This window comes from Kitasatospora sp. MAA19 (assembly GCF_029894125.1).
GTDB lineage: Bacteria > Actinomycetota > Actinomycetes > Streptomycetales > Streptomycetaceae > Kitasatospora.
The window spans coordinates 194831-209375 of sequence record NZ_JARXYZ010000001.1 but is presented as its reverse complement, the minus strand read 5'-3'; the positions used below and the strand labels follow the sequence as shown (position 1 = coordinate 209375).

General features: G+C 72.4%; 11 protein-coding genes and 1 pseudogene. 3 read left to right on the top strand and 9 right to left on the bottom strand.

Going from position 1 to position 14545, the window contains the following annotated elements:
• Positions 1–64 precede the first annotated feature (64 nt).
• Together P3T27_RS00940 and P3T27_RS00935 are read left to right on the top strand one after the other, a co-directional pair.
• Positions 65–1336: an SPFH domain-containing protein gene (locus tag P3T27_RS00940; protein ID WP_280673626.1), complete on the top strand. Its 1272-nt coding sequence runs from the start codon at positions 65–67 to the stop codon at positions 1334–1336.
• Positions 1333–2373: a C40 family peptidase gene (locus P3T27_RS00935; RefSeq protein WP_280673624.1), complete on the top strand. Its 1041-nt coding sequence runs from the start codon at positions 1333–1335 to the stop codon at positions 2371–2373. Before P3T27_RS00940 ends, P3T27_RS00935 begins: the two co-directional genes overlap by 4 nt.
• Positions 2374–2612: 239 nt before the next feature.
• Here the strand turns inward: P3T27_RS00935 and P3T27_RS00930 are convergent, their stop codons facing one another.
• Positions 2613–3578 (bottom strand): aldo/keto reductase, encoded by a 966-nt coding sequence (locus tag P3T27_RS00930; protein ID WP_280673622.1) that lies wholly within the window; start codon positions 3576–3578, stop codon positions 2613–2615.
• Between the two features lie 154 nt (positions 3579–3732).
• On the opposite strand from P3T27_RS00930, the gene P3T27_RS00925 reads away from it, so the two are divergent.
• Positions 3733–3936 carry a hypothetical protein gene (locus tag P3T27_RS00925; protein WP_280673620.1) on the top strand — a complete coding sequence of 68 codons (204 nt, stop codon included), beginning with the start codon at positions 3733–3735 and terminating at the stop codon, positions 3934–3936.
• Between the two features lie 60 nt (positions 3937–3996).
• Here the strand turns inward: P3T27_RS00925 and P3T27_RS00920 are convergent, their stop codons facing one another.
• The 8 genes and pseudogenes from P3T27_RS00920 to P3T27_RS00885 form a co-directional block, all read right to left on the bottom strand.
• Positions 3997–4968 carry an endo alpha-1,4 polygalactosaminidase gene (locus P3T27_RS00920; protein ID WP_280674094.1) on the bottom strand — a complete coding sequence of 324 codons (972 nt, stop codon included), beginning with the start codon at positions 4966–4968 and terminating at the stop codon, positions 3997–3999.
• Between the two features lie 73 nt (positions 4969–5041).
• Complete coding sequence (locus P3T27_RS00915) at positions 5042–5737, bottom strand: spherulation-specific family 4 protein (RefSeq protein WP_280673618.1); 696 nt, start codon at positions 5735–5737, stop codon at positions 5042–5044.
• Positions 5734–6651, bottom strand: a complete 918-nt coding sequence (locus tag P3T27_RS00910; protein ID WP_280673616.1) for an NAD(P)-dependent oxidoreductase — start codon at positions 6649–6651, stop codon at positions 5734–5736. The genes P3T27_RS00915 and P3T27_RS00910 overlap by 4 nt, the downstream gene beginning before the upstream one ends.
• Positions 6652–6776: 125 nt before the next feature.
• A pseudogene (locus P3T27_RS00905) lies at positions 6777–7478 on the bottom strand (sugar phosphate nucleotidyltransferase); the annotation flags it as partial.
• A 73-nt stretch (positions 7479–7551) separates the two neighbouring features.
• Complete coding sequence (locus P3T27_RS00900; protein ID WP_280673614.1) at positions 7552–8544, bottom strand: SDR family NAD(P)-dependent oxidoreductase; 993 nt, start codon at positions 8542–8544, stop codon at positions 7552–7554.
• Positions 8545–8717: 173 nt separating this feature from the next.
• Positions 8718–10241 (bottom strand): hypothetical protein, encoded by a 1524-nt coding sequence (locus P3T27_RS00895; RefSeq protein ID WP_280673613.1) that lies wholly within the window; start codon positions 10239–10241, stop codon positions 8718–8720.
• Entirely contained in the window at positions 10238–11752 is a 1515-nt protein-coding gene (pelF, locus tag P3T27_RS00890; RefSeq protein WP_280673611.1) for a GT4 family glycosyltransferase PelF, read from the bottom strand. The genes P3T27_RS00895 and pelF overlap by 4 nt, the downstream gene beginning before the upstream one ends.
• Positions 11753–11867: 115 nt before the next feature.
• On the bottom strand, positions 11868–14219 hold the full coding sequence (locus P3T27_RS00885; protein WP_280673609.1) for a hypothetical protein: 2352 nt from the start codon (positions 14217–14219) through the stop codon (positions 11868–11870).
• Between the last annotated feature and the right edge of the window lie 326 nt (positions 14220–14545).

Genomic DNA, 14545 nt, shown 5'->3' with positions numbered 1-14545 from the left:
TCTGGCACTGCCCGTCAGATCCGGGCCGCCCGTTGCGCGACACACCGACCCCGAGGATCCGTGCATGGACGTCACCCGCGATTCTTCGCAGCGACCCGACAACCTGCCCAAGGCGCTCCCTCCGGCTCTGCCGGAACGTTCCGCCTCCGGCGCCAGCCCGCTGGTCAAGGCCGCGGCGGTCAAGACGGCCAAGTCGATCGGCCCGGCCGACGGCGGCCCGGTGACCACCCCGCTGGCCGTCGTCCCCGGCCCGGCCGTCGGCGCCGCCGACCTGCGCGACCCGCTGGAGAAGGCCGCGTCGGAGACCGCCGAGATCCCCGAGGCCACCCCGGTCGGCGCTCCTGCCGCCGCCACCTCCCGCCGCCCCCCGCGCGCCGACCAGGCGCTGCGCGAGTACGGTGCCAGTTTCCTGCCGGGCTGGATCGCCCTGCTGGTGGTGCTGGTCGGTGTGGCCGGCGTGCTGCTGATGATGCTGCGCGACGGCGTCATCCCGTACTGGGACGTCCTGCCCGACCTGCGCAGCGCCGCCGCCCAGGCGAGCGGCCGGGCCGAGGCGGACGCCGAGTCGATCGCCGCGGTCAGCGCGACCAGCCTGCTCGCGGTGTTCGCGCTCGCCGGGCTGCTGGCCAACGCCGGCGGTGAGACCCGGGTGCTGACCCGTTGGGGCCGCTACCGGGGCACCGTCCGCCGCACCGGCCTGGTGTGGGTCAACCCGCTGCTGCGCCGGCGCCGGGTGGACGTGCGGCTGCGGCACTGGCGCAGCGAACTGGTCAAGGTGGTCGATCGGACCGGCACGCCGATCGTGGTCCGGCTGCTGATCGTCTGGCGGGTCAAGGACACCGCGCGGGCGCTGATGGCGATCGAGGACCACGAGAGCTACCTGCGCGAGCAGGTCCAGGCCGTGCTCACCCGCACCGCGTCGACCCTGCCGTGCGACAGCAACGCGGCGCCCGGGCCCGCGCTGCGCGACGGGCAGTGGTTCGCCGACGAGCTGACCAGGGCGCTGGCCGCCGAGGTCGCCCCGGCGGGCCTGGAGGTGTACTCGGCGCAGCCGCTGGCGCTGGACTACGCGCCCGAGGTCGCCGAGTCGATGCGCCGCCGCCGGCTGGCCGACCTGGACGCCGGTCTGCGGACGGTGCTGGTGGACGACGCGGTCGAGGCGGCGGCGCTCGCCGTCCGACGCCTGGAGCGCGCCACCGCCCACGAACTGGACGAGGCCGCCCGCAGCGCGCTGATGGAGCAGTTGCTGGTCGCCTTCGTCGCCCCGGCCGGAGTGGCCGCCTCGGTACCGCCCCCGGCCGCCCGGGCCGGGCGGAAGGAAGGACGACCCGCATGAGGATAGCCACCGGCGCGTACGCCGAGCCCGGTCTCGACCTCGATGTCGACGCAGACCTCGACGCCGATTTCGACGCCGGTTTCGACACCCTTGGCCGGGACCTGATCGGGTTCGAGGAGAGCACCGGCAGCATCCCCGCGATCGCGGGCTGCGGCTGCCCGAACTGCGCGGCCCGGCCGCGCGCCGCCCGCCCCGCGACGGCGGCCGGCGGCAGCCGGATACACCGCGCCGTGCGAAGTACCTGCCTGGCCACCACCGTGCTGGCGGGCGCCGGCGTGGTCGGCCTGACGGCCGGTGCCGGATCCGCGCACGCCGCGGCCGGGAAGCAGGGCTGGGACGGGTCGAAGTACTGGTTCAAGAGCGGCAGCGGCGAGTGGCGGTGGACCAGCCACTACGACGTCTATGCGAACCGCACCGGCCAGTCCGGCGGTTCGGGCGGCTCCAGCGGTTCCAGTGTCAAGGCGGCCGCCGTGTCCAACGGCTCGGCCTCGTCCTCCGGGCTGCGCCAGGGCTGGGACGGGTCGAAGTACTGGTTCAAGAGCGGCAGCGGCGAGTGGCGGTGGACCAGCCACTACGACGTCTACGTCAGCCGTACCGGCCAGTCCGGCGGCGAGTCGGACCCGGCTCCCGCCCGGACCGCGGCCAGGCTGTCCACGGACGAGGAGTCGGCCTCCGGCAGTATGGAGTCGGCCATCGGCTACGCGCTCGCCCAGCTGGGCAAGCCGTACGTCTGGGGCGGCAACGGTCCGTCCGGCTACGACTGCTCGGGGCTGGTCCAGCAGGCCTACCGGCGCAGCGGGATCAGCCTGCCGCGGGTGGCCGACGACCAGTACGCGGCCACCACGCCGATCAGTGCGGGGCAGCTGCGCCGCGGTGACCTGGTGTTCTGGTCGGACAGCGGCCGGGCCTCGGGGATCCACCACGTGGGGATCTACCTGGGTGGCGGCACGTTCGTGGAGGCGCCGCGGCCGGGCAAGACGGTCCGGGTCTCCACGCTCAACTCGGGCTACTACCCGACCCACTTCGGGCGGCCGTAGCGCGGATCACGGTTCATGGCTCGGGCCCCCGGCGGGTGTGATCCGCCGGGGGCCCGCGTGTCGGTCAGGGGAGTTTCAGGTCGGTGCAGCCGTGGAGCTCGGCCGAGCGCGTGGCGAAGACCCGGAGTGCGTCCTGCTCCACCACGGGGTTCGCCGCCTCACGTTCGGCGGGAAACGGGTGCAGGCTGCGAACGGGGGCCGGGTGGGGGCGGGTTCGCAGCCTGCGGGGGGTGGTGGGGTCAGGCGGAGGCGGTGTCGAGCAGGGTGGTCTGCTCGGGGGTGAGGCGGAGGGCGGGGGCGGCCAGCAGGGGCGGGAGCTGGTCGACGGTGCGGGCGCTGGCGATGGGGGCGACGACCGTCGGGCGGGTGGCCAGCCAGGCGAGGGCGACCGTGGCGGGGGCGACGCCGTGCTGCTCGGCGACGGTGTCCAGGGCCTCCAGCACCTTGGGGCCGCGCGGGTCGTCCAGGTAGCGGGCGGCGCCCTCGGCGCGTGCGCTGTCGACGCCGGGGCCGCCGGGGCGGTACTTGCCGGTGAGGAAGCCGGAGGCGAGCGCGTAGTACGGGACGGTGGCGAGGCCGTGTTCGGCGACCACGTCGGCCAGCGGGCCCTCGAAGGTGCCGCGCGAGACCAGGTTGTAGTGCGGCTGGACGGCGACGTACTTGGCCAGGCCCTCGCGATCGGCGAAGGCGAGCGCCGCGGCCAGCCGCTCGGCGCCGATGTTGGAGGCGGCGACGGCGCCGACCTTGCCCTCGCGGACCAGCTCGTCCAGCGCGGTGACGAACTCCTCGACCGGGGTGTCGTCGTCCTGGTGGGTGTAGTACAGGTCGATCCGCTCGACGCCCAGGCGGCGCAGCGAACCCTCGGCCGAGGCCTTGATGTTGGCCGCGCTCAGGCCGCGGGCCTCGGGGTGCAGGCCGACCTTGGTGGCGACCACGACGTCCTCGCGGTTGCCGCGGCTGCGCAGCCAGTTGCCGATGATGGTCTCGGACTCGCCGCCGGTGTTGCCGGGAACCCAGGCGGAGTAGACGTCGGCGGTGTCGACGAAGTTGCCGCCGGCCGCCGCGTAGGCGTCCAGGACGGCGAAGGACTGCTGCTCGTCGGCCGTCCAGCCGAAGACGTTGCCGCCGAGGGAGAGCGGGAAGACGGACAGGTCGGAGGCGCCGAGGCGGACCCGGCCCGGGGCGTCGCTGTGGTTTCCGGTCATGGTCGCAGTAAACCGGATCACGCCGCGCGGCATTCCGCGCGTCGGGCGGACTCCACGCGCTTGCCGTAGTGCCGTTGCACGGCCGGGTGGTGGGGCCTGCCGGGGAGGGGTCCGGGGTGTCCCTGAGGTGGGCGGATTCGTTAGAGTCCGTGCCATGGCTGACAACGACTACGACCCCGCCGGCAGCACTCAGATGTTCCGGGCGTTCGTCGACGAGACTCCGGCTCCGCAGGCTCCGGGCTCCGTCTCCACCTACGGCCGCAGCAGCGGTGGCGGTAACCGCACCGGCGTGATCGCGCTGGTCGCCGTCATCGTGCTGGCCGTGGTGGGCGGCGTCATCTGGCTGGCGGTCAAGTGATCCTCGCGCGGGTGACCCGGACGAGGGTCACCCGCGCGACGGAAACCGGCGCGTGGGCGCTCAGCAGGGCTTGCGCCAGGCGTTCAGGTCGAGTTTCTTCTGCATCGAACTGAAGCCGAGCGACTTGGCCTTGGCACAGAACTGGTTCGTGTCGAGCTTGTACTCGACGTGGAACACCGCCTTGCCCGCCTTGACGAACGGCGCGACCCGGTCGCACTCGTCGAACTGCGAGCACTCCTCGTTGACCGCGAAGTCGAAGTCCGGCAGCAGCGCCGGGATCTGGTCGAGGTCGTTCTTTAGACCGATGGCCAGGCCGCGCTCGTGCGCGAGCTGGGCCAGCATGCGGTTGTACCTGAGCTGGTCGTCAGGCGTCAGCGGGAAGCCGCTGTTCTGGTTGTAGGCCTCGATGGTGTCCGGCTCGATGGCGTCGAAGCCCTTGCTCTTGCACATGTCGAAGCGGGCCGCCATCAGTGGCTTGAGCTGGTCGAGCTTGCGGATGTCGAACCACTTCTCGCCCTTCCAGCCGGTGTCGGAGCCCTGCAGGGACTTGGCGAAGGTGGCGGAGTCGGGGCGGAAGTTCTCCCAGGACCCGGCGTTGATGTAGCAGATCACCTTGCGTCCCTTGGCGTGCAGCGCGGCCACCACCGAGGCGTCGTTCTCGAAGCCGTCGATGTCGTAGACCGGGACGTCCACCGACTGGTCGACGGTGCCGCCGAGCTGCCACTGCCAGGCGAGGCCCGGGGTGGGCTGCCAGCGGGCGCCGGCCGGCGGCGGGGCGGTGGTGCCGCCCGGGGTGCCCGGGGCGGGGGTGGCGCCCGGGGGCGTGGAGGCGCCGGGCGCGGTGGGCGGGCCGGGGGCACTGGGGGTGCCGGGGGTGGCGGTCGCGGTGCCGGTGTCCGGCGGGGTGGCCGGGGTGGTGCCGCCGTCCGGGGTGGTCGGGGCGGTGGCCGCGGGCGGGCTGCTCGGCGAGCCGTCGGCCGAGGAGCCGTTGTCGTCGTCTGAGCCCGAGCTGCTGCACGAGGTCGCCAGCATGGCGGCGGCGAGGGCGATGGCGGCCGGCAGGAGCCGGGTACGGCGGTTCACGGTAGTCGAACTCCGGATCGGGTCAGGTCAGTTCAGCGGCGGTCAGGCCGTAGGGCAGGGTGCGCCAGGGGTTCTCCCCGGCGCCCGGTACGGCGCAGCCGACGCCGGCCCGGCGGGCGGCGATCAGCGCGGTGGCGTCCTCGGCGTACTCGGCCGGGACGTCGTACACCAGGTGGCAGAAGCGGGAGGCCGCGTGGCGGCCGGTCCACATCGGGAGCGTCATCGCGCGGTACGTGTCCCAGTCGCCCTCGAAGGTGACCAGCAGGTCGGCCAGGCCGACTTCGGCGTACCCCGGGTCCGGGTGCTCGCCGTGTCCGAAGATCACGGTGCCGCAGCCGGCCGCGCGGGCGGCCGTGGCCAGTCGCCGGTAGTGCGCCAGCGCGCCCGGGTGAGTGGTCACCTGGTCGAGGTAGACGCCGGTGATGTCGTGGCGTTGACGGTACGTCAGGATGTCGGCGACCACGGCCGCGTGCGGTCGGCGGCCGTAGTCGGTGTCGGCGTAGCCGACCAACGGCAGGCCGGCCGCGCGGAGTTGGTCGGCGGCCTCGGCGAAGACGTTGTCCGGGTTCTCGCCCGGCCCGTCGGCGAGGTTGAGCACGACGGCGGCGATCCGTCCGGGGTCGGCGGCGGCGACCGCCTGCCAGGCCGCCGGGTCCACCGCGGGGTGGACGTACAGCGGCACCAGCAGGCGGCCGTCGGGGATGATCCCGCCGGTCATGCGACGACCGGGTGGGTAGCGGGCTCGGCGGTGTCGAGCCACAGGTCGCGCAGGGTGTCGGCGAGGTCCGTCTCCGGGTGCCAACCGAGCTCCCGGGCGGCGGCCGACACGTCGGCCTGCTGCCAGGAGACCGCGGCCGAGCGCTCGGAGCCCGCCCCGCTCTCGTCGATCCGGCCGGTGAAGCCGGCCGCGGCGACCAGCCCGTCCGCGATCGCCCGGACCTGCCGGGCCTGCCCGGAGGCGAGGTTGAGCACCCGGGGGAGCGGACGGTCCGCGGCGGCGGCCAGGCCGACCGCGCGGGCGATGTCCCGGGCGTCGACGAAGTCGCGGTAGGCGGAGAGGTCGCCGACCGTGATCACGCCGTCGGCGCCCTCGGGCGCCACCCGGCGCAGCTCGGCGGCCAGCCGGCCGGGCAGCGAGCCCACCGGGGCCCCCGGGCCGACCGGGTTGAACACCCGCAGGACCACCGCGTCCAGCGCCGAGCCGGCCACCGCGAGGGAGCCGGCCAGCTTGGTCGCGCCGTACACGCCGACCGGGCGGGCGTCGGAGTCCTCGGACAGCGAGCTGCCCGCCGGACAGACGCCGTACTCGCCGGCCGAACCGATGTGCACCAGCCGGGACTTCGGGGCGCCGAGCTGCAGCGCCTCGCAGAGCACGGCCGGACCGCGCGCGTTCACCTCGGCGAGCTTGACCGCGCTGCCGGCCACCGCGCCGGCGAAGTTGACCACCACGTCGGGGGCCAGCGCGGCCAGTTCCTCGCCGAGCGGGCCGGCCTGGACGGTGGCCAGGTCCAGCCGCAGGTCGTGGGCGGGCCGCCGGCCCGCGGTCAGCACGGTGGCACCGGGCAGTGACCGCAGGACGGCGGTGGCGTGGCGGCCGAGGAAGCCGTCGCCGCCGAGGAGCAGGATTCTCACGCGGCCCGTCCGTCGCTCTGGGCACCGGCTGCGGCGGGCACCTCGGCCGTGTCGTCCGGGGCGGTGCGGGCGGCCGGGATCGGCAGCTCCGCCACGCCCGGGACGGCGTCGGCCGACTCGAAGGGCATCAGCACCGGGCGGATGGAGGAGAACTCGGCGTTCGCCCGGTCGTAGTCGTCCGGGCGGCCGATGTCCAGCCAGTAGCCGCCGAAGTCGTAGGCGGCGGGCGGGGTCTTGGCGGCGAGCAGGTCCAGCACCAGCTCGTCGAAGCCGAGCGGCAGGCCGGGGGTGTACTTGGCGAGCGCCGAGCGCGAGACGCCGTACACGCCCATCGAGACGCGGTAGTCGATGCTCGGCTTCTCCTGGAAGCCGGTGATGGTGCCGGACTCGGTGGTCAGCACGCCGAAGTCGATCTTCACCTGGCGGGCGTAGGTGGCGATGGTGAGCGGTGCCCCGGACGCCTCGTGGTGCTTGAGCACCCCGGCGAAGTCCAGGTCGGTCAGGATGTCGCCGTTCATCACCAGGAAGTGCTCCGGCAGGCGGTCCTGCATGGTGAGCAGCGGGCCCATGGTGCCGAGCGGGCTGTCCTCGACGGCGTAGCCGACCCGCAGCCCCCACTGGGAGCCGTTGCCGACGTACGCGCGGATGATGTGGCCGAGGTGGCCGATGGCCAGGGTGACGGTCTTGAAGCCCGCGGCGGCGAGCTGGCGCATCACGATCTCCAGGATCGCGTGCTGGTCGCCGATCGGGACGAGCGGCTTGGGGAGCGCGGTGGTGTACGGGCGGAGACGGACGCCCTTACCGCCGGCCAGGATCACTGCATGCATGGTGTTTCCCCCACGGAAAGGATGTGCAGGACACGAACCTTGGTTACCAGGACGGGCATGATCGGTACGGCGGTCAGACGTTGTAGATGTCCGTCTTGTAGCGGGCCAGGTTGGCCGGGTCGCGGAAGAACTCGATGGTCTGCTCCAGACCCTGCTCCAGGGTGAACTGCGGGGCCCAGCCGGTGGCCTCGCGCAGCCGGGTGGCGTCCGCGACCAGGCGCATGACCTCGGAGTTGGTCGGACGGATGCGCTGCTCGTCCTCCTTCACCACGACGTCCACGTCCATCAGCTTGCCGACCAGGGTGACCAGGTCGCCGACCGAGATCTCGCCGCCGGTGCCGGCGTTGAAGGTCCGGCCGACCACGGTCTCGGCGGGTGCGGTGCCGACCGTGCGGAAGGCGTGGGCGGTGTCCTTGACGAACATGAAGTCGCGGGTCGGGCGCAGGTCGCCGAGGGTGATCTCGGTCTCGCCGGCCGCGAGCTGGGCGATCACGGTCGGGATGACGGCGCGCATCGACTGACGCGGGCCGAAGGTGTTGAACGGGCGCAGGGTGACGACCGGGGTCTCGAAGCTGGCGTGGTAGCTGTCGGCCAGCCGGTCCCCGCCGGCCTTGGAGGCGGCGTACGGGGACTGGGTGTTGATCGGGTGGTCCTCGGTGATCGGCACGGTCTGCGCGGTGCCGTACGTCTCGCTGGTGGAGGTGTGCACCAGGCGCGGGATCTCCTGGTGGCGGACCGCCTCCAGCACGTTCAGGGTGCCGGTGACGTTGGTGTCGACGTAGGAGTGCGGGGCCCGGTACGAGTACGGGATGGCGATCAGGGCGGCCAGGTGGTAGACCGCCTCGGTGCCCTTGACCAGGCCGTTGACCGAGCCCGGGTCCCGGACGTCGCCGAGGACGATCTCGACCGACTCCAGCACCTCCTTGGACAGGGTCTCCAGCCAGCCGAAGGAGGAGAAGGAGTTGTACTGGACCATCGCCCGGACGTGGTGCCCGTCGGCGACCAGGGTTTCGACGAGGTGGGAGCCGATGAAGCCCTCGGCTCCGGTGACCGCGACGCTGCTCATGCGTGATTCGCTCTCTCGATTTTGGGAACAGCCGGACTCTCGGTGGTGACCGGCCGGTGGTGGTTCAGCTGTGCCGTGAAGCATGTTCAGGTGGAGCGTTGTTCAGGTGAAGTGCTGTTCAGGTGGAGCGGGTCCTGCGGTGCACGCGATGTGGGCGTGCGTGATTTCGGTGTTCAGCGGTGCTGGGTGGTGCGGCCGAGCACGGGCCCGGCGATGGCGGTGAGGAGAAGCGCGGCCGCCCCGCAGCCGGTCAGCTGCAGGACGATCGGATCCACACCGGTCAGCAGCCCGGTGCTCTCGGCACCCGCGGCGGCCAGACAGATGAGGGCGGTGCTCCAGCTGAACCCGAAGGCGTTCAGCAGCAGCGCCAGCCAGAGCGAGCCGCCGAGGAGCAGCATCGCGCCGAGCTGCGGCACGCCGAGCGCGGGGGCGCCGGGCCACAGCACGGTCGCGGCGGCGTCCAGCGCGGCCACGGTGGTGAGGTAGATGAACAGGCAGCCGAGCAGGATCCCGCCGGTGCGGCGGGTGAACTGGCCGCTGGTGTGACTGGTGCGCAGCGCGGCCACGGCCATCGCCCGGTAGCGGAAGAGCAGCCACTCGGCGAGGCCGAGACTGAGCGTCAGCGCGATCATGGCCGGCCCGGTCGGGGTGGCCTTCGCGTCGTGCGCGGCGCCGGTCTGCACCGCCTGGTGGATGGTCTCGCCGAGGCCGGCGATCAGCGTGAGGGCGCCGCAGGCCAGGCCGAACAGCAGGTGCGGGATCTCCTGGCGGATCGGCAGCCTCATCGCGACGGACTCCTTCTCGCCGCCGCGGACGCAGAACAGCAGCTCCCGCGCGGCCAGGCCGACCGCCAGCACCAGCGAGACGAGCAGCACGACCGTCCGTACGACCGGGGGGACGTCCGTGGCCAGCACCACGCCCGCACCCACCGAGGCCGGGGCCAGGGCCAGCAGCAGGAACTTCTCCCGCCCGAGCACCAGCAGGACGGTGGCCGCGCCCAGGTAGAGGGACTGCCCGGCGGCGAACCAGAGCGCGCCCAGCGGCCCGCCGACCACGTAGGCGGCCGCGGACGCGACCAGCGCGCCGAGCGGCGCCCCGACGGCCAGGCAGATCGCGGCCTCCCGGCGCCGCAGCCGGCCGAGCCAGCGATACGAGCGGTGCGCCAGCGCCTGGTTGAAGCCCCAGCTGACCAGCGTCGCGACGGACAGCGCGAGCATGCCGGAGGGCAGGCCGAAGCGCATCCGGGTGGCCGCGAACAGGTTGGCGCCGAGCAGGTAGCCGAGCCCGGGCAGGGCGAACACCAGGCCGCGCACCACGCAGCGCCAGGGGTCGGCCCGCCACGGGTTGGCGAACTCGGAGCTCGGGCCGGGGTAGCGGCGCTCGACCTTCTCGAACAGCTCCTCGGCGAGGGTGAACGAGTCGGGCCGGCCGTAGAGCAGGGCGGCCTGCTCGTCGGAGAGGCCGTCGGACTCCAGGAACGCGGCGATCTCGTACGGGTGGACGGCGTCGGCGCAGATGTCGTGCAGCCGCTCGGCGAGCTCGTCCAGCGGGTCCGCGGAGAGGTCGAGCTGCTCCTCGGGCTCGGGCTCGGGCTGGGCCGGCCCGGCGGGGCGGCGGCGCTTGAGCGGCAGGGTGCGCAGCTGCATCGTCCGCTCGGAGCCGCCCTCGTCCGGCACGAGGCGCAGGGGCCCGCTCACGCTCCCACCTCGCTCGGCTGCGGGCTGGCGGCGGCGAGCTGCTGGTCCCAGTCCGGGGCGGGGGACTGGTCGGTGACGGCCATCACGCCGTCCGGCATCCAGCGGGCGGTGCCGAGGAGTTCGGTGTAGATGCCCCGGAAGCCGTCGATGTTCTGGCGGAGCGTGAACTGCTCGATGACCCGCAGCCGGGCCTGCTCACCGAGCCGGGCGCGCCGCTCGGCGTCGCGCAGCAGCTCGATCGCGGCGGCCGCCATCGGCTCGGGTTCGCGGGGCGGGACGACGAGCCCGGTGTCGCCGACGGCCTCGCGGACGCCGCCGACGTCAGTCGAGACGGTCGAGCGGCCGCAGGACATCGCCTCGATCAGGGTGAACGGGAAGCCCTCGCTGATGCTGGAGAGCATGACCACGTTGCCCGCCGCGTACGCGTCGGTGATGTCGGCGACGCGGCCCTCGAAGGCCACCGATTCGGCGATGCCGAGCTCGGCGGCCAGGGCTATGCAGCCGTCCCGGTAGGCCTCGCCGCCCTTGGGAGTTCCACCGAAGAGCCGCAGCCGCGCCTCGGGGATCTCACGGTGGACGATGGCGAAGGCCCGGATCAGCGTCTCCAGGTCCTTGATCGGGTCGACCCGGCCGGCCCAGCTGAGGGTCGGCGTCTCGGGCTCGGGCCCGGCGGGCGGGAAGGCCGCCGGGTCCACGCCGTTGTAGACGGTGCGGATGTGCGCGGACGGCGTGCCGCCGCGCTCCTCCCAGCGCCGGTTGTACCGGTTGCCGGGGGTGACCAGCGCGGCCTGCCGGTAGCTCTCCTCGGCGAGCATCCGGTAGAAGCCGAGCAGCAGCGCCTTGACCGGCCAGCGGTACGGGCCGGTGCGGTAGCCGAGGTAGCGCTCGCGCAGGTAGATGCCGTGTTCGGTCAGCAGAAACGGTACGCCGTACTGCTGTGCGGCGATCAGCCCCGGCAGGGTGGCCAGGCCGCCGCTGGCGGCGTGCGCGACGCCGTCCTTGGGCGGTTCGACCGAGAGCGGCCGCAGGGCGTGCTCCAGCAGGTCGGTGGCGTTCAGGGCGTCGTGCATGGTCGGCCGGGAGACGGCCGTGGGCAGGTAGTCGCGGGTCCAGACGTGCTGGAGGGTGCGCAGGGCCCGCTCGCTGCGCAGCGCCGGGCTGAGCAGCCCGCGCCGGGCGAGGTCGGCGAAGCCGTACAGCTCGGTGCCGAAGTGAGTGGTGTAGACCGGATCGAGGACGGAGTGCAGGAAGCGCTCGTACGCGTTGAGGAAGCGCCGCATCTCCTTGCCGCGGGGCGGCCCGGCCTCGGAGGCGGGGCCCCACAGCGGTGCGGTCGTGACCGACCGCACGTTGGCGGGCAGCTCCCAGGCCAGTGGTTCGTGGCCGGTACCGGTGACGGCGATGACGTCGAAGTCGACGTCCGGCATGCCCTGAACGAGCTGGTCGCACCAGACACTCACGCCGCCGTGCTGGTGCGGATACGTCCCCTCGGTGAGCAGGGTGACGCGCATCTCCTGTCCCCCCTCCTGTTCCTTTTCCTTGCGTCGGTGTCCGGCCTGGGTGGCCGGAACGGTACCCGAGACAGGGCCGGGCGACCGGCCCGGCCCCGCCGTCGGGTGCTGCGGGTTACCGGTTGCCGGAGCGTCCGGTGGTACTGGTGCCGAGCGAGGCCGCCCCCCCGGTGGCCTTACCGCTCTTGGTGGCCGCGGCGGCCGCGCCGTTGCCGTTGGTGGCGACGTCCTTGCCGGGCACCGGGGTTCCGCTACCGGGGACCAGGGACGGTGCACTGGTGCGGCCGGTGTCGCCCGGGCCCACCGGGACGGGAGTGGCGACACCCTGCGGGACGACCTTCTTGTCCGCCGGGGCCGGAGCCGGGACGGACTTGGCCGCGGCGCCGGGCGCGACGGCGGCCGGGGCGGCCGGGGCGGCGCTCGACGGGAGCTGCAGGGCGACGCTGCTCTGCAGGGTGCCCGGAGACACCCAACCGGAGAGCGTACCGGCGTAGGACGAACCGAAGGCGGTCGATCCGATGACCAGCTTCTGAGAAGTTCCGGTCGGCATGGTGGCCTGGACCTGAACACCGGCCGGAGCGTTGACCGTGACGGTGTTGCCGACCCGGTAGGCGGTGACCTGACCGGCCGCGACGGCCGCGTTCCAGGCCCCGCGGCGCTGGAACTCCTGGCCGATCTCCCGCTCGCCGAGGTTCACGATCGGGGTGTTGTCGGCGTGCAGCGACCGGTAGGTGCCGAGGATCTTCTCCAGCACCGGGTACAGGATCCGGTCCTCGGACAGGTTCGACTGGTGGATGAAGTGCGGCCGCGGGTCGTTGCTCAGCACGTGCCCGAGGTCGATCCGGGCCTCCAGCGGCACGATGTACGACTGGTAGCCGGTGTTGACGTCCAGCGGCTGGGGCAGGCAGGTGGAGTTCGGGTTGTTCTCGCAGATCCCGCTGCCGCCGTTGGCCTTGCTGGTGTAGATCCAGTTGTACTCGTCGGCCTCCTCCTTCGCCGTGCCGGCGTTGTAGAAGACGTTCATCGGGTAGCGCGGCACGGTCAGCGTGGACGAGCCGACGGCCCGCTGGCCGGACTCGCGGGAGGCGTCGCTGCCGGTGAACTTGATGCCGTTGGCGGCCAGTGCCGGCGCCAGGTTCGGGTTGTCGCTGTTCTCCTGCGGAGCGGTCAGCAGACCGGAGTGCTCACCGGTGACCAGGGCCTGCGGGTCGACCTTCAGGCCGTTCTTGGCGGCCCAGTCGAAGTTGTCCTTGATCTGGCCCGAGATGGTGGCCTGGTCGGTCCAGACGGTGTTGCCCGAGGCGTCCTTGGTGCAGCGCCACGGCACCACGGTGACGTCCTGGACGCAGCCCAGGTACGGGTGGCTGTAGGTGTGGTTGACCCAGCGGTAGCTGTTCTGGTCGGTGATCATCTGGTTGGCCGTGGGGTCCACCGTGGTCTGGTGGTCGGCCTTCCAGTCCTCGCTGCCGCCACCGTTGAACACCATGTCCAGGGTGAAGTTGTTGGCCGTCTGCCACTGCTTGAGGTGCTGGGCGTCGTCCGGCGTCATCCGGATCGGGTTGGCCGTGTCCGGGGTGCCGGGCGGGCAGGTGACGTCGCCGGGGGTGCACTTGAGCACGGTGTCCCAGCGGTCGTCGGCCAGGAAGACGTCGTCCACGTGGGCCGCGAAGTAGTTGCGGTCGTAGCCGAGGTGGACGCCCTGGGTGATCCAGTCGACCATGCCGCGGGCCAGCAGGCGGTACTGCTGCTGGTACTGGTTGTAGACGAAGGTGACGACCAGCTCCTTGCGGCCGTCGTGGGTGTACTCACCGACCAGCGAACCGCGCGAGGTGGTGCTCGGGATCGCGGCGTCGACCAGCGGAACGAACGAGGCGCCGGCCGGCAGGTTGGCCAGCGGCGTGGCCAGGTATCCGTAACTCTCGCTGACGGTGGGGTCGTTGTCCTCGAACGGGACGCTGCCCTTCAGGTAGCCGAACGGGCCCGAAGTGCCGGCCGCCGTGGTCGCGCCCTGGAAACCGTCCAACGTGCCGTAGTAACCGGGATTCTGAGCGTAGTTCAGGCCCACCGCAGGACTTGCGAACGTGTACGCGTCGATCTGCCGGATTCCGAATGCGGCTTCGTAGCCGGCGATCGCCGTCATCTCGGCCGCACTGTTGGGGAAGGGGTTTTCGTTGGGCAGGACGATGCCCTGGTACTTCCCGCGGGGCTGGCCGTTCACCGTGTCACTCAGGAAAGCGGAGGTGATGACGGGACGGTTGGTGTCATTGAGGTTGACGACCTTGTACGGGGTGCCCTGGTTCTTGAGTTCGGCGGTGATCGCCGCGACCGACGGGCCCCCGTCGTCGATGACCAGGATGGTGAGGTCGATCCTGGGCGGCGTGGCGCCGTGGGCCAGGGTGGTCTGCAGGCCGCTGGCCAGCAGAACTGCCGCCGCGCACGCGGCAACTCTTCGGGTCGCTCGACCCATGGTGATCCTCCCCTTGGGGTAGGCGCCTCGCTGCTCAGCGCTCGCCTGCCCTGTAGCTGTTCGCGGGCAGCAGGCTGCCCGGCGCCCATCCTGGTCGAGGGGTGGCTCCGCGCGGGACCAATTGGGCGAGAGTGCAGCGAACCTGTTACCAACGTTCATGGCGAAGTCATGAAGGCGCTGATTGTGACCGGAACCGGACCGGCCATGCAAATAATGAATTGAGAATGAAAAAGCGGAAGCTGAGGGCTACACCTGGTTACCGCCCGTGCGGCTTGGGCGGGTCGCGCGGACACCTACACTGTCGTCGTCGCGCATGACACTCTTGC